Source organism: Mesorhizobium sp. ISC25 (assembly GCF_042295465.1).
GTDB lineage: Bacteria > Pseudomonadota > Alphaproteobacteria > Rhizobiales > Rhizobiaceae > Mesorhizobium.
The window spans coordinates 4,694,560-4,716,667 of record NZ_CP135441.1 but is presented as its reverse complement, the minus strand read 5'-3'; the positions used below and the strand labels follow the sequence as shown (position 1 = coordinate 4,716,667).

At 62.9% G+C, this 22,108-nt stretch carries 20 protein-coding genes; 8 read left to right on the top strand and 12 right to left on the bottom strand.

Annotation, left to right across the window (positions count from 1 at the left end):
• Positions 1–6: 6 nt before the first annotated feature.
• Both RQ479_RS23325 and RQ479_RS23320 read right to left on the bottom strand, forming a co-directional pair.
• Complete coding sequence (locus tag RQ479_RS23325; RefSeq protein WP_376702784.1) at positions 7–1,383, bottom strand: MFS transporter; 1,377 nt, start codon at positions 1,381–1,383, stop codon at positions 7–9.
• A gap of 188 nt (positions 1,384–1,571) precedes the next feature.
• A complete protein-coding gene (locus RQ479_RS23320) occupies positions 1,572–6,380 on the bottom strand; it encodes an NAD-glutamate dehydrogenase (RefSeq protein ID WP_352465601.1) in 4,809 nt (1,602 codons plus the stop codon).
• Between the two features lie 137 nt (positions 6,381–6,517).
• On the opposite strand from RQ479_RS23320, the gene RQ479_RS23315 reads away from it, so the two are divergent.
• Both RQ479_RS23315 and RQ479_RS23310 read left to right on the top strand, forming a co-directional pair.
• The gene (locus tag RQ479_RS23315; protein ID WP_352465782.1) at positions 6,518–7,081 is read left to right on the top strand and encodes a peroxidase-related enzyme; all 564 of its coding nucleotides are present in this window, start codon (positions 6,518–6,520) and stop codon (positions 7,079–7,081) included.
• 137 nt (positions 7,082–7,218) lie between these two features.
• The gene (locus RQ479_RS23310; RefSeq protein ID WP_023678126.1) at positions 7,219–7,542 is read left to right on the top strand and encodes a YciI family protein; all 324 of its coding nucleotides are present in this window, start codon (positions 7,219–7,221) and stop codon (positions 7,540–7,542) included.
• A gap of 9 nt (positions 7,543–7,551) precedes the next feature.
• Here the strand turns inward: RQ479_RS23310 and RQ479_RS23305 are convergent, their stop codons facing one another.
• On the bottom strand, positions 7,552–8,166 hold the full coding sequence (locus tag RQ479_RS23305; RefSeq protein ID WP_292664324.1) for a LysE family translocator: 615 nt from the start codon (positions 8,164–8,166) through the stop codon (positions 7,552–7,554).
• 394 nt (positions 8,167–8,560) lie between these two features.
• On the opposite strand from RQ479_RS23305, the gene RQ479_RS23300 reads away from it, so the two are divergent.
• On the top strand, positions 8,561–9,187 hold the full coding sequence (locus tag RQ479_RS23300; RefSeq protein ID WP_376702783.1) for a DUF1062 domain-containing protein: 627 nt from the start codon (positions 8,561–8,563) through the stop codon (positions 9,185–9,187).
• Between the two features lie 57 nt (positions 9,188–9,244).
• On the opposite strand, the gene typA is transcribed toward RQ479_RS23300, so the two are convergent.
• Positions 9,245–11,074, bottom strand: a complete 1,830-nt coding sequence (gene typA, locus RQ479_RS23295; protein WP_352465599.1) for a translational GTPase TypA — start codon at positions 11,072–11,074, stop codon at positions 9,245–9,247.
• 201 nt (positions 11,075–11,275) lie between these two features.
• Here typA and RQ479_RS23290 point away from each other — a divergent pair, with 201 nt between their 5' ends.
• Complete coding sequence (locus tag RQ479_RS23290; RefSeq protein ID WP_376702782.1) at positions 11,276–11,557, top strand: hypothetical protein; 282 nt, start codon at positions 11,276–11,278, stop codon at positions 11,555–11,557.
• 46 nt (positions 11,558–11,603) lie between these two features.
• Here RQ479_RS23290 and RQ479_RS23285 read toward each other — a convergent pair whose 3' ends face one another.
• Entirely contained in the window at positions 11,604–13,178 is a 1,575-nt protein-coding gene (locus tag RQ479_RS23285) for an alkaline phosphatase D family protein (protein ID WP_376702781.1), read from the bottom strand.
• A gap of 356 nt (positions 13,179–13,534) precedes the next feature.
• Positions 13,535–14,818, bottom strand: coding sequence for an MFS transporter (locus RQ479_RS23280; protein ID WP_292664334.1), 1,284 nt, complete (start codon positions 14,816–14,818; stop codon positions 13,535–13,537).
• Positions 14,819–14,900: 82 nt separating this feature from the next.
• Here RQ479_RS23280 and RQ479_RS23275 point away from each other — a divergent pair, with 82 nt between their 5' ends.
• Complete coding sequence (locus RQ479_RS23275; RefSeq protein ID WP_376702780.1) at positions 14,901–15,506, top strand: TetR/AcrR family transcriptional regulator; 606 nt, start codon at positions 14,901–14,903, stop codon at positions 15,504–15,506.
• A gap of 97 nt (positions 15,507–15,603) precedes the next feature.
• Positions 15,604–16,194 (top strand): hypothetical protein, encoded by a 591-nt coding sequence (locus tag RQ479_RS23270; RefSeq protein WP_292664338.1) that lies wholly within the window; start codon positions 15,604–15,606, stop codon positions 16,192–16,194.
• A 17-nt stretch (positions 16,195–16,211) separates the two neighbouring features.
• Here the strand turns inward: RQ479_RS23270 and ppa are convergent, their stop codons facing one another.
• The 6 genes from ppa to RQ479_RS23240 form a co-directional block, all read right to left on the bottom strand.
• Entirely contained in the window at positions 16,212–16,742 is a 531-nt protein-coding gene (gene ppa / locus RQ479_RS23265; RefSeq protein ID WP_023721304.1) for an inorganic diphosphatase, read from the bottom strand.
• 116 nt (positions 16,743–16,858) lie between these two features.
• On the bottom strand, positions 16,859–17,365 hold the full coding sequence (locus tag RQ479_RS23260; RefSeq protein ID WP_023678138.1) for a GNAT family N-acetyltransferase: 507 nt from the start codon (positions 17,363–17,365) through the stop codon (positions 16,859–16,861).
• A 117-nt stretch (positions 17,366–17,482) separates the two neighbouring features.
• The gene (locus tag RQ479_RS23255) at positions 17,483–18,121 is read right to left on the bottom strand and encodes a TPM domain-containing protein (protein WP_376702779.1); all 639 of its coding nucleotides are present in this window, start codon (positions 18,119–18,121) and stop codon (positions 17,483–17,485) included.
• Between the two features lie 10 nt (positions 18,122–18,131).
• Positions 18,132–18,974, bottom strand: coding sequence for a TPM domain-containing protein (locus tag RQ479_RS23250; protein WP_376706007.1), 843 nt, complete (start codon positions 18,972–18,974; stop codon positions 18,132–18,134).
• A 52-nt stretch (positions 18,975–19,026) separates the two neighbouring features.
• Positions 19,027–19,824 carry a TPM domain-containing protein gene (locus tag RQ479_RS23245; RefSeq protein ID WP_376706006.1) on the bottom strand — a complete coding sequence of 266 codons (798 nt, stop codon included), beginning with the start codon at positions 19,822–19,824 and terminating at the stop codon, positions 19,027–19,029.
• A 233-nt stretch (positions 19,825–20,057) separates the two neighbouring features.
• Positions 20,058–20,696: a LemA family protein gene (locus tag RQ479_RS23240; protein WP_352681837.1), complete on the bottom strand. Its 639-nt coding sequence runs from the start codon at positions 20,694–20,696 to the stop codon at positions 20,058–20,060.
• Positions 20,697–20,859: 163 nt separating this feature from the next.
• On the opposite strand from RQ479_RS23240, the gene RQ479_RS23235 reads away from it, so the two are divergent.
• A complete protein-coding gene (locus RQ479_RS23235; protein WP_376702778.1) occupies positions 20,860–21,111 on the top strand; it encodes a hypothetical protein in 252 nt (83 codons plus the stop codon).
• Between the two features lie 9 nt (positions 21,112–21,120).
• On the top strand, positions 21,121–22,005 hold the full coding sequence (pdxY, locus tag RQ479_RS23230) for a pyridoxal kinase PdxY (RefSeq protein WP_376702777.1): 885 nt from the start codon (positions 21,121–21,123) through the stop codon (positions 22,003–22,005).
• Positions 22,006–22,108 lie beyond the last annotated feature (103 nt).

Here is a 22,108-nt window from a genome sequence, read left to right as displayed (position 1 = left end):
AGCAGCTCACTCCGCCGGCCTATCCGCCGGATAGGGCGTGTCGATCAGGATCGCCATGCCGGCGCCGAGGAACAGCACGATCGCCGCCATGCCGAGCCGCGCCGAGCCGCTAGCCAGGGTGATCGTGGCCACCATGAAGGGTGCAGCAAAACTCGTTGCCCGACCGGCCAGCGCATAGATGCCGAAATAGCGGCCCGATTCGGCTGCGGTGACGCTGCGGGCCATGTAGGAGCGCGACGATGCCTGCACCGGCCCAAAGGCAAGCCCGATCAGCAGGCCGTAGAAAATGTAGGCTTTTTCCGCCGCCGTGCCGAACAATCCCCCGCCGTCCAGTCCGGGCATCATCCAGGCACCGAACAGCGTATAGCCCGGGCCGGTCGAGACGATGCCGATCGTGGCGATGCTCAGCATGACAAGCGAAATCATCACTATGGTCTTGGAACCCAGTGCTGTGTCGAGGCGTGCGGCAACCAGGCAGCCGACGATGGCAACGACGTTGAGGATGATGCCGAACAGGCCGATCTCGGTAATCGACCAATGGAACATTGCCGCCGCAAACGTTCCGCCCAGCGCCAGCAGTGCGTTGACGCCGTCCTGATAGATCATGCGGGCGACGAGAAAGCGAAAAATGCCGCTACGCTTGCGCACTTCGGCCAGCGTCGACTTCAGTTCCGATAGTCCCTCGCGCACCGCCGGCCCGATTGGAATGCCTTTGATCGCATCAGGCGTGAAGAAGAACATCGGCAGGATGAACAGGAAATACCAGGCCGCCGACAACGGTCCGGTGGCGCGCGCGTCCTCGCCTAGCCTGGGATCGAGGCCGAAGATCGGGTCGAGCCCAACGACGGTCTTGCCGGTTTCAGGCGAGCCGGCCATGACGGTAACGACGAAGATCAGCGCGATCATGCCGCCGAGATAGCCGAGCCCCCAGGCCATGTTCGAGATCCTGCCGATGTCGCTCTTCGGCACCAGGCGCGGCATCATCGAATCATTGAACACGGTCGAGAATTCCGCCGCGACCGACGCCAGCGAGAACAACGCCACGACCAGAAAAAGATTAGAGCCGGGCGCGGCGAACCACAGCAGGGTGAGGCAGGTGATCTTGACCGCTGCGAAGAAGGCTATCCACGGTTTGCGTGGTCCGGTCTGATCGGCGATCGAGCCGAGGACCGGCGACAAAACGGAAATGACGAGGCCGGCGGCGGCAATGCCGTAGCCCCAGGCCGCTTGCCCGGTCTCCGGATTGCTGGCCATGCGCGAGACGAAATAAGGACCGAAGATAAAGGTGGTGACGACCGTGAAAAACGGCTGTGCCGCCCAGTCGAACAGCATCCATCCCCAGATGCCGCGTCCCGATGCCCGCTGCACTGCCATCTCAGCCATGTCCCCTCCGCTGGAGCTTGCTCCCTGCCGATCGAATCGGAATGACGCTCCGTCTTCTTGTTGAGCACGATCTTGTCCAAAAGCCGATCGTCACTTTTGGGATCATGCTCCGGCGCCCCCCAAGGCAGCGCGCCATTCGCTCTATAGCGCAGTTCTTCCCGGCAATCCCGCGCGATGTGGAAGACGTCTCACAGCCCCGTCAGATCGCTCATCAGGCCGGACGCCACCGACAGCCGCGACACGGTGATGTCGCCGCCCTCGGTCAGAGCCTGCAGCCGCTCGCGGATGCGTCCGACCCGTTCGCCGCCGGCCTCCAACCATGCCGTCACTGGATCCGCCGCCTCGGCATGACTGGTGAGTGCCGCCACGGCGATGCCGCGCCTGGCCGCGCCGATCGTGTCGGTGGCGCGGGAAAGCGCCAGTTGATCGTAATAATCCGAGGGCGTGATCGAGCGCGCCGCATCTTCGACGCGCGGGATGCGGAAGACATCGCTGACTGCAAAAAACGCCTTGGCGGCAGCGACGATGCCGGCATTTGACGTCCGCGCTGTCAGCGCAATGTCGGGGATGAGTTCCGCCACATCGGTCAACGCCAGTTGCTCGGCAAGGCTCTCGGGCGCGCCGCCCTTCGACAGGCTGTGCCGCCGTTCCTCGATCCGCTCGCGCGAGAAGGCCGGCAACAGCGAAACGAGCTTCGGCTCCAGCGCCTTGCGCGCATCCTGCAACTCGGCAATCCGCTGCCCGAGCGGTGCAGTGCCGGCATCGTTCTTCAGGTACCAGCCGCTGGTCACAAAGATCAGCCGGCTGACGGCCTGATAGAGATCGAGCTGGATCTGCCCGTCGATCTGGTTGTCGAGCGCGTCGATCTGGCGATAGAGCGCCGGCAGCGCAAAGCCGTCCCGCACCACGGCGAAGGTGCGCACGACATCGGCCGCACTGCGCCCAGTCGCTTCCTGCAGCCGGTTGACGAAGGACGGGCCGCCGCGATTGACCAGATCATTGGCGACGACACGGGCGATGATCTCGCGGCGGAGGCGATGGCGGTGGATTTCCGCAGCATATTTCTTTGCCATGCGGTCGGGAAAGTAGCCCATCAGGTCGCGGTCGAAATGCGGATCGTCCGGTACGTCGCTGGCGACGATATCGGAAAACAGCACGATCTTGGCATAGGCAAGCAGCACGCCGAGCTCAGCCCGGGTCAGCGGCTCGCCGCGCGTCTCGCGCTCGGCAAGGGCCGCCGGCGACGGCAGCGTCTCGACGGCACGGTCCAGTAGTCCGCGCGCCTCCAGCGCCGCCATGAAGCGGCTCTGATGGGCGATGTCGGCGAGGCCGCGCTTACGGGCAAGGGACAGCGCCAGCGTCTGCTGGTAATTGTTGGACAGCACCAGGGCGCTGACCTCATCGGTCATCTCGGCCAGCAATCTGTTGCGCGCTGTCCGGGTCAACGATCCCTTGCGCATGGCGGAAGCCAGCGCGATCTTGATGTTGACCTCAACGTCGGAGCAGTTCACGCCGCCCGAATTGTCGATCGCATCTGAGTTGCAGCGGCCGCCATTCAATCCGAATTCGATGCGCGCCCGCTGCGTGACGCCGAGATTGGCGCCCTCACCGATGACTTTGGCACGCAGGTCGAGTGCGGTGATCCGGATCGCGTCATTGGCACGGTCGCCGACATCCTGGTTGGTCTCGCCCGATGCCCTGACATAGGTGCCTATGCCGCCGAACCACAAAAGGTCCGCCGGCGCCTTGAGGATGGCACTCATGATCTCGACCGGCGTGGCCGTTGTCTTGCCGAGGCCGATCGCTGCAGCCGCGGCCGCCGGCAAGGTGATCGACTTCTGGCTGCGCGAGACGATTATGCCACCTTCGGACAGCTTCGTCTTGTCGTAATCCTGCCAGCTTGAACGGGCGAGAGCGAACATACGCCGGCGCTCGGCCATCGAAGCCGCCATGTCGGGATCGGGATCGATGAAGATGTCGCGATGATCGAAGGCGGCTATCAGCCGGGTCTGCTCCGACAGCAGCATGCCGTTGCCGAACACGTCGCCCGACATGTCGCCGACGCCGACGACAGTGAACGGCGTGGTTTGGATGTCGCGGTTCATCTCGCGGAAATGGCGCTTGACCGCTTCCCAGGCGCCCTTCGCGGTGATGCCCATCTTCTTGTGGTCGTATCCGGCCGAACCGCCGCTTGCGAAAGCGTCATCGAGCCAGAAGCCGTGCTTTTCGCTGATGGCGTTGGCGGTGTCCGAGAAGGTCGCCGTGCCCTTGTCGGCGGCGACGACGAAATACGGATCGTCCTGGTCGCGCCGCACCACGCCGGCTGGCGGGATGACGCCGTCCAGCCCGATATTGTCGGTGATCGACAACAGGCTGGAGACGTAATTCTTGTAGGCGGCCGTGCCGGCCTCGAAAATGGCGTCGCGCCCGGCGCTCATCGGCAGCTTTTTCGGGTAGAAGCCGCCCTTGGCGCCAACCGGCACGATCACCGCATTCTTGACCTGCTGTGCCTTGACCAGGCCGAGCACCTCGGTGCGATAGTCCTGCGCACGGTCCGACCAGCGCAGGCCGCCGCGCGCGACCGGGCCGAAGCGCAGATGCACACCCTCGACCTCGGAGCCGTAGACGAAGATCTCCCGCCATGGCCGCGGCGCCGGCAGCCCGTCGACCGATTGCGAATCGAGCTTGATCGCCAGCGATTGGCCTTTCTCTTTCGTATCGGCAACGAAATGATTGCTGCGCAGCGAGGCTTCGATCAGGTTCAGATAACGGCGGATGATGGTGTCGTCGTCGATGTTGGGAACGTCTTCCAGCGCATCCGTGATCTTGGCCTTCAGATGTTTGGCCTGGACGACGCCTTCCGTTTCAGCCGTCGGGCCGAGCCGGGCGACGAACAGCGCATGCAGGCCGCGGGCGATCTCGGGATAACGGTTGAGTGCGGCGGCGATGAAATCCTGGCTCTGCGGGATACCGGCCTGCTGCAGATAGCGGCCATAGGCGCGCAGGACGGTGATCTCGCCCGACCACAGGCCGGCGGTCTGGGCAAGGCCGTTATAGCCGTCATTGTCGACATCGCCGCGCCAGACGGAAAGGAACGCATCCTCGAACAGCGCGCCGCCATTGCCGAGGTCGATCGGCGTGCCGTAGCTGTTCTCGAGTTCCATGTCGTGGATGAAGACCATGCCGGGCTGATCACCATTGATCATGCCGGATTGATTGTCGCCGACCTCGAAAGTGCGCTCGCTGATGACGCGGAAACCGATGTTTTCCAGTACGGGCACGCGCCGCGACAGCGCCACCGGGCTGCCATGGTGGTAGATCTTCAGCGCCGCCTGATGCGGCTTCTGGGCGGCGTGACGGTAATAGTCGATGGCGATCGGATTTGACGCATCGAGCTTGGCGATGCGCCCGGCGTCGGCCAGCGCCACGCCCGGCGGAAAACTGTCGCGATAACTTTCCGAAAAACGCGAGGCGATGGCCGTGAGTCTCGCATCGGCGCCGGTCTCGGTCGCGGTCTCGCGCAGTGCATCGTCCCAGGTCCGTACGATGTCGCGGATCGCCGCCTCGATCGTCGCCTGCTCGACCTTCGGCGTCTTGCCGCCGGAGCGGCCGATGATGAAATGGACGCGCGCGAGCCCGCCTTCCGGGAAGGCCGGATAATAGGCCGACAGCCGGCCTTCGAAGACGGTCTTCAGATAGGTGCCGATCTTCTCGCGCACGACGCTGTCGTAGCGGTCGCGCGGCACGAAGACGAGCACGGAGACGAAGCGGTCGAACTGGTCGACACGCACCAATGCCCTGACGCGCGGCCGCTCGATCAAGCCCAGGATGGCTTCGGCATGCTTGCGCAGGATCGGCACCGGAACCTGGAACAGCTCGTCGCGCGGATAGCTCTCCAGCACGTTGATCAAAGCTTTGCCGGAATGGTCGCTTGGATTGAAGCCGGATTTGGCAATGACGGTTTCCGCCTTCGAGCGCAGATAAGGGATTTTCATCACCGAGCGCGTATAGGCAGTCGAGGTGAACAGGCCGACGATGCGGAGCTCGCCTGAAAGCACGCCTTTGCCGGTGTAGGTCTTGATGCCGATGTAGTCGAGGTAGATGCGGCGGTGCACCGATGACTTGGCGTTGGCCTTGGTGACGATCAGCGGTTCCGGCCCATGCAGGAAGGCGCGGATTTCCGGCGTCGTGCTCACCGCTTCGGTGCCGCGCCTGAGCACCAGCACGTCGGGATCGGAAAGGATGCCGAGGCCGGGCTTTTCGGCGCGCTCGAGCATGCCGCTCGTCTCACCGCCGGTGTAGTTGAATTCGCGCATGCCGAGAAAGGTGAAATTGTCGTCGCGCAGCCATTCGAGGAAGGCGATCGCCTCGGTGACATGGGCCTTGTCGAGCGGCACCGGCGAGTAGCGGAATTCCGAGATCGCCTGGTCGAGGCGGGCAAGCATCGGCTTCCAGTCGATGACGGCGGCGCGTACCTGGCCGAGCAGCTTCGTCAGGCGTGCGGCCAAGCCTTCGGCCTGCTCGGCCGAAAGGCGGCCGATATGGACATGGATGACGCTCAGCCGGTCATGGCTGTGGTCGCCCTTGGCATAACCGCCATCGCCGAGGATTTCCTCGACGCCGTTCTTGCCGTGCCTGACGACGATGACCGGATGGGTAACCAGCAGCGGCTCGCCGGCGCTTTCTGTAATCTCGCCGAGGACGGAATCGAACAGGAACGGCATGTTGTCGTTGACGACGGTGATCACCGTCATCGGCCGGCCCTGGCGGACGACACCGGAATCGACGTCTATGGCAACGACGCAGTCGTCCTTCTTGTGCCTGGCCACGGCGCGGCCGGCGAGTTCGGCAGCACGTTCGAGATCGATGACGTCGTAGGCGGCGACATCTTCGGCCGGAGCTCGGGCCAGCAAGTAGTCGGCAAGCCTGCCGGGCTTTTCGCTACCCTTGGCCGCGCTCATCTTTTTCAACTGGCTTGCGGATTTCAGGCCGGCCATGAGCTAATTCCCTCCCGTCATGTTTTTACAACTATGGTAGCAGATGACGGGTATTTGGCGACAAAGGTTTGACGGCTTGCGACGAAATGTCGGAATTCACCGGCAGCCTGGCGAAAAACGAGGAGAAATCCGCCATGATGATGGACAAAATTACCGCGCTTGACCTCGCACCGGCGGAGCTGAGCGAAGCGACCAAGGCCTATTTCGCCAAATGCCAGGAGAAACTCGGCCTCGTCCCCAATGTGCTATTCGCCTACGCGTTCGACGAGAAGAAGTTGCGGGCTTTCACCGACATGTACAATGATTTGATGCTGGGTGAATCCGGTCTGTCGAAACTCGAGCGCGAGATGATCGCGGTGGCCGTCTCGTCGGTCAACCATTGCTACTATTGCCTGGTCGCGCATGGCGCGGCGGTCCGCCAGCTTTCCGGCGACCCGGCCTTGGGCGAGATGATGGTGATGAATTTTCGCGCCGCCAAGCTGTCGGACAGGCAACGCGCCATGCTCGAATTCGCGGTGAAGCTGACCGAACAGCCGGCAAAGATCGTCGAAGCGGACCGGGCGGCGCTGCGGCAAGTCGGCTTTTCCGACCGCGACATCTGGGACGTCGCCTCGACCGCGGCGTTCTTCAACATGTCGAACCGGCTGGCATCGGCGATCGATATGCGGCCGAACGATGAATACCACGCGATGGCGCGATAGGGCGCCGATGGTGGGATCCAACCGCACATTATATTAGCTACTTCGCATTCTCGTTGCTTGTTTGCCGGTTTGGTCCGATGATCGGCATGCGGCATGACCGCATGCCGGTTCGATGCCGCCGATCAAAGGAGGAGAACATGGCGAAATTTCTCTACGTCTATCACGGCTCGGGCAAGATGCCGACCGAGGAGGCCGAACGGAAGGCAGCGATGGATGCCTGGAACGGCTGGTACGGCAAGCTTGGCTCCGCCGTGGTCGACGGTGGCAATCCAGTCGGCATGTCGAAGACCCTGCTGCCCGGCGGCAAGGTCGAGAACAATGGCGGCAGCAATCCGACCGCCGGTTACACCATCATCGAAGCGAAAGACATCGACGATGCCGTCGGCAAAGCCAAGGATTGTCCTATCCTGACGGACCCGGGTTTCAGCGTCGAGATTGCGCCGATAATCGAAATGGGTTGACGCGCCGGCTCAGGACCGCGCGGCGATCGCCGCCGCAGCGCCGGCCATGGTACCGGCGCTGACGCGGTTGGCGATCTTCATCGCCCGCTTGCTCCTCAAGAGCTTGCGCGCCTGCGATGCGGCGAGCACCCATGTCAAATCGATGGCGACCAGGACCACGGCCATGGTCGCCGTCAGCTCGACCCAGCCGATCACGCTGACTGAACCGAGATCGATGATGGTCGGCAGCAGCGCCAGATAGAACATCATGATCTTGGGGTTGCCGAGCGTCACCGCCATGCCGGCAAAGAACAGTCTGACGGGCGAATCTTCGCGCGGCAGCGTGCCTTCCTTGGCCTCGACCGGTGCCGTCCACATCTTCCAGGCAAGCCAGGCGAGATAGACGACGCCAACCCATTTCACGACGACAAAGGCAAAGTGGAACGTCTGCGCCACCACGGCGAGGCCGAACACCGCCAGTGACAGCCAGATCGCTTCGCCGATCCACATGGCAACCAGGAACGGAAACACGTCGCGAAACCCCTTTGCGATGACCCGCGCCACAAGAGCGGCGATCGATGGGCCGGGCGAGCCGGCGGCAACAAGCAGGGCGCCGGCAAAAATCAGCAGCGATGTGAAATGCATGACGCGGATCTCGTTTGAAATTTTTGGATCGTTCAACATAACCCAACTGTTCCGGCGACGGTAGCGTCCACCGAAACAAGGCTTGTCGGCCAGGCGCCTCGCGGCTAGAAATATCGTCCCGACATCATTTCGAGCTTCATTTTGCCTACGTAACCGCCGGTCTCGTCAACTCCCCCAGCACAGAGCAGGGCGTCGCAGTCGCGGTGCCTGTTTTCACATGATCTGTTCTTCAGGGTGGCGGTTCGAGACCGGTTTGGCACTGCTGAACCGCTGTCGCGCATAGCCACCCGCGACACCTGATTTCAACTGCCGCAGTCTCTCGCCACGCCGTGCCCGCATGGGTATCTCGACATCGCCGATCTGACGAACTTCCCGACGGGAAGGGCTTTTCGGCATGCCTTCGATACTGCGTATCCGCTGGGCGATCGCGCCCAAAACCGCACCTCGACCTCACCTCAACTGCAATCGCTGCGGCGGCCTGAAAGCCTATCGCTACAGCGGCAAATTCCGCGTCAACGCCAATGGCAAACGCATTGACGCCTGGTTGATCTACCGCTGCATCGACTGCGACAATTCCTGGAATTTCGGCATTCTGGAGCGCTGCAGCCGCCGCGATATCGAACCGGCAATATTGCAGGCGCTCGAACGCAACGATCCGGTCCTGGCGCGGCGCCATGCTTTCGATGTTGCCGCATTGCGAAGCAGGATCGGGCGCGTTGAGGAGTTTCCTGAAGCCATCGTTCATAAGCAGGTGCTCGGGGACAGGCCGGAAAATACCAGCGCTCTCGAACTTCAGCTCGGCCTCGAAATGCCGACAGCCTTGCGGCTCGACCGGTTGCTGGCCAGCGAACTCGGTATCCCGCGCTCGCGGCTACAGGTTTGGGACGAGAAGCGATTGCTGGTGGTTGGTCCGGACGGGGCCAAAGCCTTGCGCAGGCCAGCCCGGGCGGAAACGGCGATCCGCATCCACCTGTCTGGCGAACCAGACCGGGACGGCATTATCGCGGCTGCCGGCGGATAAGATAAAGGGAGGAAGCACGCACGTGCTCCCTCCCTCATAATTGCTGAGAAAAGTGGCTTATGCCGCGCCGACCACTTTCGCCGACTTCTCAAAACGCTTGCGCTCGTTCGGGTCGAGATAGAGCTTGCGCAGGCGGATGGTCTTCGGCGTTACTTCGACCAGCTCGTCGTCCTGGATCCAGGCCAGCGCGCGTTCCAGCGTCATGCGGATCGGCGGCGTCAGTTTCACCGCCTCGTCCTTGCCGGCGGCGCGGATGTTGGTCAGCTTCTTGCCCTTGAGCACATTAACTTCGAGGTCGTTGTCCCTGGAATGGATACCGATGATCATGCCCTGATAGACCTTGACGCCTGGGTCGATGACCATCGGGCCGCGATCTTCCAGGTTCCACATGGCATAAGCCACCGATTCACCCTGTTCGTTGGAGATCAGCACGCCGTTGGTGCGGCCGGGCAATTCGCCCTTGTAAGGCTCATAGGCATGGAACAGCCGGTTCATCACGGCGGTGCCGCGCGTATCGGTGAGCAACTCCGACTGGTAGCCGATCAGGCCGCGCGTCGGCGCGTGGAAGACGATGCGCTGGCGATTGCCGCCCGAAGGGCGCAGCTCGACCATCTCGGCCTTGCGCTCCGACATCTTTTGCACGACGACGCCGGCATGCTCCTCGTCAACGTCGATGACGACTTCCTCGACCGGCTCCAGCAATTCGCCGTTCTCGCCCTTCTGCATGACGACGCGCGGCCGCGACACGGCGATCTCAAAACCTTCGCGGCGCATCGTCTCGATCAGCACGGCCAGCTGCAATTCGCCGCGTCCGGAGACGAAGAACGAATCCTTGTCCGGCGATTCTTCGATCTTCAGCGCGACATTGCCTTCGGCCTCGCGCAGCAGGCGGTCGCGGATGACGCGGCTGGTCACCTTGTCGCCTTCGGTGCCGGCCAGCGGTGAATCGTTGACCAGGAACGACATCGTCACCGTCGGCGGGTCGATAGGCTGCGCGTGCAGCGGCTCGGTCACCGACAGGTCGCAGAACGTGTCGGCGACGGTGCCTTTCGACAAGCCGGCGATGGCGACGATGTCGCCTGCCTGCGCTTCGTCGATGGGCTGGCGCTCGAGCCCGCGAAAAGCGAGAATCTTCGAGATGCGGCCGGTTTCGACCTGGGTGCCGTCATGGTGCAGCACCTTGACTGCCTGGTTGGATTTCAGCGTGCCGGATTCGATACGGCCGGTGATGATGCGGCCGAGGAACGGATTGGCTTCCAGAATGGTGCCGATCATGCGGAACGGGCCGGGATGAACTGTCGGCGCCGGTACGTGCTTTATGACGAGGTCGAACAGCGGCGCCAGAGCCTGGTCCTTCGGACCTTCGGGGTTTTCCGAGACCCAGCCGTCGCGGCCTGAACCGTAAAGGATCGGGAAGTCGAGCTGCTCGTCGGTCGCGTCAAGCGCCGCAAACAGGTCGAACACCTCGTTGACCACTTCGACGTGGCGGGCATCCGGCCGGTCGATCTTGTTGATGACGACGATAGGCTTCAGTCCGACCTTGAGCGCCTTGCCGACGACGAATTTGGTCTGCGGCATCGGCCCCTCGGCGGCGTCGACCAGCACGATGGCCGAATCCACCATCGACAGGATGCGCTCGACCTCGCCGCCGAAGTCGGCGTGGCCGGGCGTGTCGACGATATTGATGCGGGTATCCTTCCAGTCGACCGAGGTCGCCTTGGCCAGAATGGTGATGCCGCGTTCCTTTTCGAGATCGTTCGAATCCATGGCGCGCTCGGCGACGCGCTGGTTGTCTCGGAACGAGCCGGACTGTTTCAGAAGCTGGTCGACGAGGGTGGTTTTTCCATGGTCGACGTGCGCGATGATCGCGATATTGCGGATTTTCATGTTTTGGTCTCGGGAGCGTTGCAGGCAGCAGGCCAAAAGGCGCTGCCTCTTTCGGTTGGGCGGCTCATACAGGGTTTTTCGCAATTGCGAAAGAGGAGGCGAGCCACCAAATAAAGTCACCAAATCTTAAATGTCTTGGTGTGAAGTGGAATTATTAACCAAGGCGGAACCTTCCATGGTCCGGGCAGTTCGAATTTCATGATGGACGCAGGCATCAGACTCCGGCCGATTTTGGCATGTAGCGCACTCGCCGTCCTCCTCGCGGCAGGCGCGGCGCAGTCGGCGGCGTCGTCGTTCAAGGAGACGCGGACTGCTTTGCCGTCCGACAAGCGGTCGGCGGAGCAGCTTTTTGCCGATGCTCCCGACGGCGTCGACCCGGTGGTGACCGGGCCGGTCAGCGCTGCCTTCAAGCAAAGGCAGCAGAACGCGGGATGCGACAGCGCCGTCTGGCCCAGGATTCCCGTCGTTTGCTATCCCGATTGATACACGTCCTACCCTCGGGCTAGCCCGAGGGTAGTGGCGCAGTCGCTCACGCCGACCGCACCGGATCGAGCGTGACCTTGTAGAGTTCGCTGTCGTCGCGATCCATCAGCCGCACCGTCAACTGCTCGGTGGCGCCATCGATGTCGACGAGCCCAAAGAACTGCAGGCCGGCCGACGGCGGCAGGTTTTGACCTTGTTCGGCAGTTGGTGCCTTTATGAACTTCAGCTCCGGGCCGAATGTCATGTCGAAACCATTAGGCCCGAACGTGCCGGAATGGATCGGACCCGAAACGAATTCCCAGAACGGGTTGAAGTCCTGGAACTGCGCCTTGTCCGGATTGTAGTAATGGGCGGCTGTGTAATGCACGTCTGCGGTGAGCCAGACAGTGTTGCTGATACCCGCATTCTTTATATAGCGAAGAAGGTCGGCAATTTCCAGCTCACGCCCCTTGGCCGGGCCATTGTCGCCATTGCTGACTGCCTCGGCCCCGACCTTCTTGGTACCGTCGTTCCAGACCACGAGGCCGAGCGGCATATCGGCGGCGATGATTTTCCACGTCGCGTTGGAATTTGCCAGCTCGCGCTTCAACCACTTGATCTGCTGTTCGCCGAGGATGCGCGATTCAGGGGTCATCGTCTCCTGCATATCCGGACCGTTGGGGCCGCGGTAGGAACGCATGTCGAGGAAGAACACGTCGAGCAGCGGACCATAGGCAATCTTGCGGTAGACGCGGCCGGGCTCCGACGGTTCGTAGCGGATCGTCGTCATTTCGTGGAAGGCGCGCGCCGCACGTGCCGCCAGCACATGGATCGATTTTTCGGTGTAGCGGTCGTCGGCCGACAGATCCTTCGAGTCCGACCAGTTGTTCAGCACCTCATGGTCGTCCCACTGATAGAAAGTCGGGCAGATGGCGCTGAGCGCAAGAACGTTCTTGTCCATCATGTTGTATTTCCACTGCGCCCGGTATTCGTCCAGCGTCTCGGCAACCTTGCGCTTTTCGTCGATCAGCACTGTGTTTTTCCACTTGCCGCCATTGGGCAGGTCGACCTCGTCCTTCATCGCACCATCGGCATAGATCGTATCGCCCGAATGCAGGAAGAAGTCGGGCGTGTGCTTGGCAATCGTGGCATAGGTCTTCATGCCGGTGTCGTCGATGCCCCAGCCTTGGCCGGCGGTGTCGCCCGACCAGGCGAAACGAATGTCGCGCTTCGAGGCAGGCGCCGTGCGGAAGCGGCCGACGATCTGCTCCGAAACGGCGTTGATGTCGGCAAGATCGGCCGCGACCATGCGGTAGAAGATGTCCTGGTCGGAGGCGAGATCGGTGAGCAGCCGCTTCACGGTGTAGTCGCTGGCCGGCGAGGTATCGAGCGGCGCCAGGCGGACGGCATTGGCGAAACTTTCGGTCGACGACACTTCGAACATGACGCGCGACGGCCGATCCGTGCGCGTCCAGACCATGCCGCTGGTCGCGTCGACGTCGCCGGACTGGATACCGTGGGTAAAAGCCGGGCGCTGATTGGCGCGCGAGTAATAGGGAAGGGCGAGGCCCGAGGCGCCGACCAGGCCAACGGCGCTGGCCGACGTGACGAAAGCGCGCCGTGTCATCGAAATCTTGTTCATGGCTGTCTCCTGGATGGCATTGAACGTCGCCGCCAAGCTCCAGCTTCAATGTTTCAGGCACATTTCGAAACGATGAAGGTTTCGTTACAACCAACAAGCGGGGAGGCTGGACCGCTCGGCGGCGAAGCTGCTGATCTCCCCCTCCTGGGGGAGATGGCCGGCAGGCCAGAGGGGGCGCTGTCCCGCCGACGTACAAATCAGAAAGAAATCAGACGGAGCAGCAGAGTTTGGGGCAGAACATTTCGTAAAGTCGGAGGCTGGCGAAACTTCGCGCCCCCCTCTGCCCTGCCGGGCATCTCCCCCACGAGGGGGGAGATCGGCAATTTGGCCGACGGCATCTCTCCTGCAACGAGGAGCTACGCCGCCTGCGGTTCCGGATCAAACGCCGGGCGGGCGGTGTTGATCAGCAGCGAGATGCAGGCGGCGGCTATTGCCGTCATGCCGGCGATCAGGAAGGCAAGCTCGTAATTGCCTTGCAGCTCGCGCATGGTGCCGCCGAAAAAGGCCGCTGTCGCCGCACCGACCTGATGGCCGGCGACGATCCAGCCGAAGACGATCGGCCCGCTGCGGTCGCCGAACGCCTCGTTGGAAAGCCTGAGCGTCGGCGGCACGGTGGCAATCCAGTCCAGTCCGTAAAACACGGCGAAGATGATCAGGCTGGTCGCCGAGAAGCCGGAATAGGGCAGATAGATCAGCGACAGGCCGCGAATGCCGTAGTAGACGCCGAGCAGCTTGCGCGGGTCGAAACGGTCGGTGAGCCAGCCCGACAGCGTCGTGCCGATAAGATCGAAGATGCCCATCATCGACAGCAGGCCTGCGGCCTGCACTTCGCCGATGCCCATGTCGCCGCAAAAGGCGATCAGATGCGTGCCGACCAACCCGTTGGTGGTGAAGCCGCAAACAAAGAAGGTGGCGAACAGGTACCAGAACACGCGCGTACCGGCAGCTCGGCGCAACGTGCTCAGTGTATGCGCGAGGAAATTGCCTTGCGCGGCCGGCGGCGCCGGCGGCACGTCGTCGAGCTCGGCACCATAGCGGACCATGCCGATCGAGGCCGGGCGCTCCGGCACCAGCATGTAAACCAGCGGCACCAAGGCGGCGGTGGCCACGGCAATGGCAATGGCGACCGGCTTCCAGCCGCCCGACTGGGCGAGCGAGGCGAGCAGCGGCAGGAAGACCAGCAGCCCGGTAGCGCTGGAGGCCGACATCAGTCCCATCACCAGGCCGCGATTGGTCTTGAACCAGCGGTTGACGATGGTCGCGCCGAGCACGGTGGCGACAGCGCCCGAACTGATGCCGGAAAACACGCCCCAGGTGAGGAGCAGATGCCATGGCTTGGTCATCAGCAGGCTGAGCGCGGTCGATCCGGACATCAAAAGCAGCGCGGCAAGCAATGTGCGGCGCAGCCCGATCCGCTCCATCAGCGCTGCGGCAAAGGGCCCGGTCAGGCCATAGAGGAAGATGCCGGTGGCCGCCGCCAGCGAGACGACGTCGCGCCGCCAGCCGAAACTGTTCTCCAGCGGCAGCATCATGACTGCCGGCGCCGAACGCAGGCCCGCCGCGATGAGCAGGCAGAGGAAGATGACGGCGACCACGACGAAAGCGTAGCGCTGGCCAAACGGACGGGATTGAGCTATCATGTTACTGACCGGTACGTTGCAGGAGCGCGAAACATACGTACCGACCGGTAACATTGTCAACCAGGCAATCGGCAGACCAGGCATGAAAAGCATTGAATCAACGATCAAGGCGAATGACGCACCGCCGCCTCGCGCCGCCGAACGGATCCTCCAGGTGGCGCGCGACCTGTTCTATAGGCAAGGGATCAGGGCGATCGGCGTCGATGAAATCGTGCGGCGTGCCGGCGTCACCAAACCCAGCCTCTACCGCAGCTTTCCGTCCAAGGACGAGTTGGCCGCATCCTACCTCCGGCACTATGACCTCGAATTCTGGGAACGTTTCGACGAGGCGGTGGATGCCCATCCCGGCGATCCGCGCGCGCAGATCGTCGCCTTCCTGACGCGTGTCGGCAAGCGCACGCAAAGGCCCGACTATCGCGGCTGCGGCATGACCAATGCCGCGGTCGAATATCCCGAACATGGCCATCCGGCCCGCGTCGTGAGCGAGGCCAACAAGCAGGAATTGCGCCGGCGCCTGCGTGCCATGGCGGCGGCGATGGGCGCCGGCGACGCCGAGACGCTGGGCGACGGGCTGCTGCTCCTGATCGAAGGCGCCTATATTAGCGGCCAGCTGTTCGGTGCCGGCGGACCGGCGCAGTCGGTGGCCCGCAACGCCGATCTTCTGATCGAAGCAAGCTTGAAGAAATAGTGTTCCGTTTACCAGACCACTGTGAGCAGCCTGACTTCGTCTAGGCTGCCGCTAAATTTGACGGTACGCTGCGGCAGCCCGAACGGAGTTGTCCGCCATGCGCGCTCTTTTGATCCCATTTGCCTTTGCTGGCTTCTGCAATGCCGCCCGGGCTGGCGACATATCCAGCGTCTATACCGATCTCGTCTGGGAGAAGGACTGCGTGACCTATGCCCAGGCGGAGGAAGGCGACGGCGACTGGGCCGACCTCGCCTGTTCGGGCTATGGCGGCTACCCGGTGATGGTTTCCTACGACGATGCGCGGGAATCGCTGTTCTACGGCTTTCCACCTGGCGATATGACCACGGTCTGGGAAAGCTTTTCCGGTCTCAATTCGGCTGGACCCAAAGTCGAGTGGCGTATCGAAACCAACGGCAAAACTGTCGTCCCTTTCGCGGTCATCCATCGTCGCTCGATCAGCGATAGCGAGGGCGAGAACAAGTCGACGGAAGTCCTGATCGTCGCCAAGGTTGCCCAGCCTGACGCCCACGAAGGCTGCACGATCGCCCTTGTGCTCGCCACCGGCAATCCCGCCGCCAACGATCAGGCGCGCAAGCTTGCCGACGAGAAGGCACGCACCTTCGCCTGCGGCAAGGACAAGCGTGTGGTGATCGGCAACACGCCCGATTTCGGCCGCGTCGATAACTGATTATTTGCGCCCGTTAATTACTTGCGCTTGGCCCGCTCGATTGCCTCGACGATCATCTTCTTGGCATAGGCGGCATCGTACCAGCCCTCGATCTTGACCCATTTGCCGGGTTCGAGATCCTTGTAGTGCTCGAAAAAATGCTGCACTTGCTGGCGCGTGATGTCGGGCAACTGCGTGTATTCGTGGACGTCCTCGTAGCGCAAGGTCAGCTTGGGTGAAGGCACCGCGATCACCTTTTCGTCCTGGCCGGCATTGTCCTCCATCACCAGCACGCCGATCGGCCGCACATTGATGACACAGCCCGGCACCAGCGCGCGTGTGTTGCAGACCAGCACGTCGATCGGGTCGCCGTCGCCCGACAGCGTATGCGGTACGAAACCGTAATTGCCGGGATAGCGCATCGACGTGTGCAGGAAGCGGTCGACGAACAGCGTGCCGGCCTCCTTATCCATCTCGTACTTGATCGGCTCGCCGCCGATCGGCACCTCGATAATGACGTTGACGTCCTCAGGCGGGTTCTTTCCGCTGGCAATCGCTTCGATACGCATCGCTTTATCCCTCTCTCGATTGGAGATCGATAGCGGGCGACGGCGAATGGTGCAATGCGGCGAATGGTACGGGGAGATCGTCCGAACCGAAAACCGGCCGGATCATGCGCTGGCCGTCATTCCCAGACGAAAGCGACCTTCTTCAGCGCCTTCTGCTCGAATATCTCGACGCCCTCGGCAACATCGCGGCCACCGGCGCCGGCATAGAAGGCAAGTGCGTTCTGATTGTCTTCCAGCGCCCACACCACCATGCCTTTCAGGCCATGGTCGGCCAGCCGTGCCCGCGCGGCCGAGAACAGCCGGCTGCCGAGCCCGATGCCTTGATATTCCGGCCGCAGGTAAAGTTCGTAGATCTCGCCCTGCTGCCTGAGTTCGCGGGCGCGGTTCTTGCCGATCGTCGCATAGCCGGCAATTTTGCCGCCGATTTCGACGACCAGGACGGTGGCAGCGCGGCGAATGGCATTCGCCCACCAGTCGGCGCCGCGGCGGTTGATCATCGATGTCAGAGTGCGGTGCGGGATGATGCCCGAATAGGCGCCGCGCCAGGCCTCGAGATGCACGTCGGCAATGGCGGCTGCATCGCGCGGTTCGGCTTTCCTGATGTCGATGCTCAGCGTATTCATGGTTGGTTAACCATAAACCCGCTGCGCCCGATTGCAAGAGTCCGGTCAGCCGCCGCGATGCTTTCGCACAGCCGAACGGAGCGTCCTTGAGACGCTCCAAAACCGCTTTTAGCGAGATCAAATCTCGACTAGATGGTCGTCCAGTTCGTTGCTGTCGCCGGTCGAGACCGGAAAATGCTCGGCCAGTACCGCACCGACCGCTTCGATCGCCTTGACGAAGCCCTCGGCAAGCCGATCGTCGCCGGCATGCGCCGTAAGGTCGCGGACGACACCGTCCCAGACATGCTGGCCGACACGAGAATCGATCCCGCTGTCGGCGACCACCTCGGCATAGCGCTCCGCAATCGAGACGAACACCAGCACGCCGGTGCGCGCCGCGGTGCGGTGGACGTTGCGAGCGAGGAACTGCTTCATCGCATTGGCGTGGGCGGCCTGGTAGCGCAGCCGCCTCGGCACCAAATGGATGCGCAATGCGGGCAATGCCCACAACAGGATGAGCACACTGGCAAGCGCTAGAAGCTCGGCGATGACGAAATGCGGCAAGCGGATCGACAGCCACCAGGCTTCCAGCCCGTAACCGACGCCGAGACTGACGACGAGCATGCCGAGCATCGCCATGAAAGCGGCCGGGAAGAAATAGCCGCCGCTGGCATGCGCCACGACGCAGTAGATCTCGCCGTCGGTCTTTGATTCGGCAGCGCGGATCGCATCGGCGATGCGCTCATGATCCTCGGGGCTGATAGGTCGTGTTGCCATGATTGATGTCTCACCAGCTTCCTGAAGAACCGCCGCCGCCGGACGAACCGCCGCCGCCTGAAAACCCGCCGCCGGAACTTCCGGACGACCAACCACTGCCGGAACTTCCAGACGACCAGCCACTGCCGGACGAGGTCCCCGACGTCCAGCCACCGCCACCGGAGGGTGACGAACCTGGCCCACGGCCGTAGCGGAACGTCATGCCCAGCCATTTGTACACGCCCGGCGACAGTTTCGTGCCGAAGATCGGCGGCAGGAACGCCATTGCCAAGCCGCCGAAGAACATCGTCGCCCAGAGGACGACGAACAGCATGAAGATCGGATCGACAGGATTGTCATTCGCCGGATTGCGCTTGCCGCGCGCCTCCAGCTCTTCGGGATTGCCTTCCAGCACCATGATCATGTCGTCGACGGCCTTGCTGATGCCGCCGGAGAAATCGCCGGCGCGGAAGGCCGGCACCATGTCGTTTTCGATGATCAGCTTGGTGTGCAGGTCGGTCAGCGTGCCTTCAAGACCATAGCCGACCTCGATGCGCATCTTGCGGTCGTTCGGCGCCACCAGCAAAAGCACGCCGTTGTTCTCCTTCGCCTGGCCCAGCTTCCAGGCGCGGAACAGCCGGTTGGCGTACGGCTCGATCTCCTCGCCGTCGAGGCTGGGGATGGTCGCGACGACGATCTGGTCGGACCCTTTGGTCTCGAAATCGGCAAGCTTCTGCGTCAGCGCCGCCTTGGTCGCGGCATCGATGATGCCGGCATTGTCGACGACCCGTCCGGTCAGCGCCGGCGGCTCGGCGGCGAAGGCCGCGAAGCCGACCAGCAGCACCGCCATGGCCATAAGCACGGTGCCGATCATTTTGATGAAGCGGCCGGATTCCACCGGGCTGATGGCGTGTCTTGTCATCTCGTCACCAACTTCCCGAAGAGCCGCCGCCGCCGGACGAACCGCCGCCGCCGGAAAACCCGCCACCGCTTGAACCCGACGACCATCCCCCGCCGGAACCTCCCGACCAGCCGCCGGACGACCGCCGGCTTGGCTCGAAGGTCATGCCCAGCCAGCGATAGCGGCCGGGACCGATCTTCTGGCCGAAGATCGGCGGCAGGATGGAGGCTGCGAGGCCGCCGAAAAAGATGATTGCCCAGATGGCTATGAAGATCGTGAAGAACAGATCGTCGCTGTTGAACGGCGGCTGCTGGTTGCGCTTGCCGCGCGCCTCCAGCTCTTCGGGGTTGCCTTCCAGCACCATGATCATGTCGTCGACGGCCTTGCTGATGCCGCCGGAGAAATCGCCGGCACGGAAGGCCGGCACCATGTCGTTTTCGATGATCAGCTTGGTGTGCAGGTCGGTCAGCGTGCCTTCAAGACCATAGCCGACCTCGATGCGCATCTTGCGGTCGTTCGGCGCCACCAGAAGCAGGACGCCGTTGTTCTCCTTCGCCTGGCCCAGTTTCCAGGCGCGGAACAGCCGGTTGGCGTACGGCTCGATCTCCTCGCCGTCGAGGCTGGGGATGGTCGCGACGACGATCTGGTCCGAACCCTTGGTCTCGAAATCGGCAAGCTTCTGCGTCATCGCCGCCTTGGTTGCGGCATCGATGATGCCGGCATTGTCGACGACCCGTCCGGTCAGCGCCGGCAGTTCGGCGGCAAGAGCGGTAAGCGGGAGAAAGAGGCTAAGGCAAAGAAAGATGATCCGCAGTGATGCCAGGCTGGCGTTCCTTCGCGCCCCTCTCTGTCCTGCCCTCTTTGCCAAAACTTGGCATCTCCCCCACTTGCGGGGAGATCGACTATGGCACTGGCTTTCGCTAGCTTTGAATGTTGCAGGAGTGGACAGGACGCAGAAAACTGCCAATCTCCCCACTTGCGGGGGAGATGTCCGGCGGGACAGAGGGGGCGCGACGGAGTGCAAGGCCAGCGGGGACCGCGCTCACCAGATGTTCTTCACCCGCCCTGCTGCGTGCCGAAATCGACCTTCGGCGGCTGCATCTTATCCTCCTCGATAGTGAAATTCGCAAACGGCTGGTTGCCGCGGAACCACAAGGTCGCCCAGATCACCGACGGGAAGGTCCTTAGCGTCAGATTGTACTCTCTCACTGCCTGGATATAGTCGCGGCGGGCGACCGTGATGCGGTTCTCGGTGCCTTCGAGTTGTGCTTGCAGCGCCAGAAAGTTCTGGTTGGCCTTGAGATCGGGATAGTTCTCCACCACTGCCAGCAGGCGCGACAGCGCGCTGGTCAGGCCGGCCTGGCTGTCCTGGAATTTCTTGAAGGCTTCCGGATTGTTCAGCGTTTCCGGCGTCACGGTCACCTGCGTCGCCTTGGCGCGCGCTTCGACCACAGCATCGAGCGTGTCCTTCTCGTGCGCGGCGTAGCCCTTGACCGTGTTGACCAGATTGGGGATGAGATCGGCGCGGCGCTGGTATTGATTCAACACCTCGCTCCATGCTGCCTTGGCGTTTTCCTCAGCCGTCGGGATGGTGTTGTAGCCGCAGCCGGCAAGCAGCGGCAGCATGACGGCCATGACCAGGAACGCAGCTAAATTACGGAAGATTGGCGGCGAAGAAAGGCGCTGGGCAAGCATGATTAAGGTCCCCTCGATAGCATTTGGCACGCGAAGCATTACCACACTCCTCGCGCAAGAAAATGACTTCGGCCGAGAACGTTACTGGTTTTCTACCATTCGCCGTCGGGCCCTGTGACAGACGAGGCGAACGGGTTAAGCTCGGCATAAACGGGACATCACCATGGCGAAACGCCACGACAGCGACGCGGAATCGCGCCGCATCATCGAACGGGTGGCGCGCGAGACCGACGCGGGCGGCACCTCGTTCCTTGCACGAACCACTAAAGGCGCGCGCGACCACGTCACCGCGGCCGATGCCGACCGATCGGACCCGATCGAATATTGGGGCACCCGCATCGGTCGGGCAGCGGGCTTGCTTATTGCCATCGGTCTGTTGATCTGGCTCGTGCTTTTCGTCACCAGGGGCGGTTAGGAAAAATCAATGAGCGCCGAAAAAGCCGACGCGCCGCGCGCGGTCATCGTCGTCTCCAGCCATGTCGCACGTGGCTCGGTCGGCAACCGTGCCGCCGTCTTTGCGCTGGAGACGCTCGGCTTTCCGGTTTGGGCGGTACCGACCGTCATCCTGCCCTGGCATCCGGGCCATGGCCGGGCCACCCGCATCGTGCCGCCGCTGGACCAGTTCAAGGCGCTGATGGCCGACCTCGGGCGCGCGCCGTGGCTGGGCGAGGTCGGCGCCGTGCTGTCCGGCTATCTCGGCGAGGCTGGCCAGGCCGAAGCCGTCGCTTCGCTGGTCGGCGCGGTGAAGGCGAAGACGCCGGACGCCCTCTATATCTGCGACCCGGTGATGGGCGATTCGGGCGGGCTCTACGTACCTGAGCCGACCGCAATCGCCATGCGTGACCGGCTGATGCCGATCGCCGATATTGCCACGCCCAACCGCTACGAGCTGGAATGGATGGCCGGAGCGCCGCTGCCCGACCTGAAATCGGCAATGGCTGCAGCCCTGCAAGCCGGCCCGCCGGCCATGCTGGTCACTTCGGCGCCAGCGATGATGGCCGGCGGCACCGGCAATTTACTGCTCACCGGCAGAGAGGCGCTGCTTGCCGAACACCGGCTCATCGACAAGCCGCCGAACGGGCTCGGCGACCTGACGGCGGCCGTCTACCTGGCGCGGATCCTGTCCGGCCAGCCGGCCGCCAAGGCGCTGCAATCGACCACGGCAGCTGTCTACGAGATCCTGGCGCGCACCGCCAAGCGCGGCGGCGACGAATTGCAGCTCGAGACCGATGCCCAGAGCCTGTCGCAACCGATGGCGATGGTGCAGCTTCGCCATCTCCTGCATCCGGAACGGGACCGCCGGGCGTGAGGCAGGCCGAAGACGCCGTGCCCCAGGATGATGCGCCCAAGGATGTTGCGCTCGACCATGTTGTGCCTGGGGATGTTGCGCCCAGGGGTGTTACGCCCAGGGG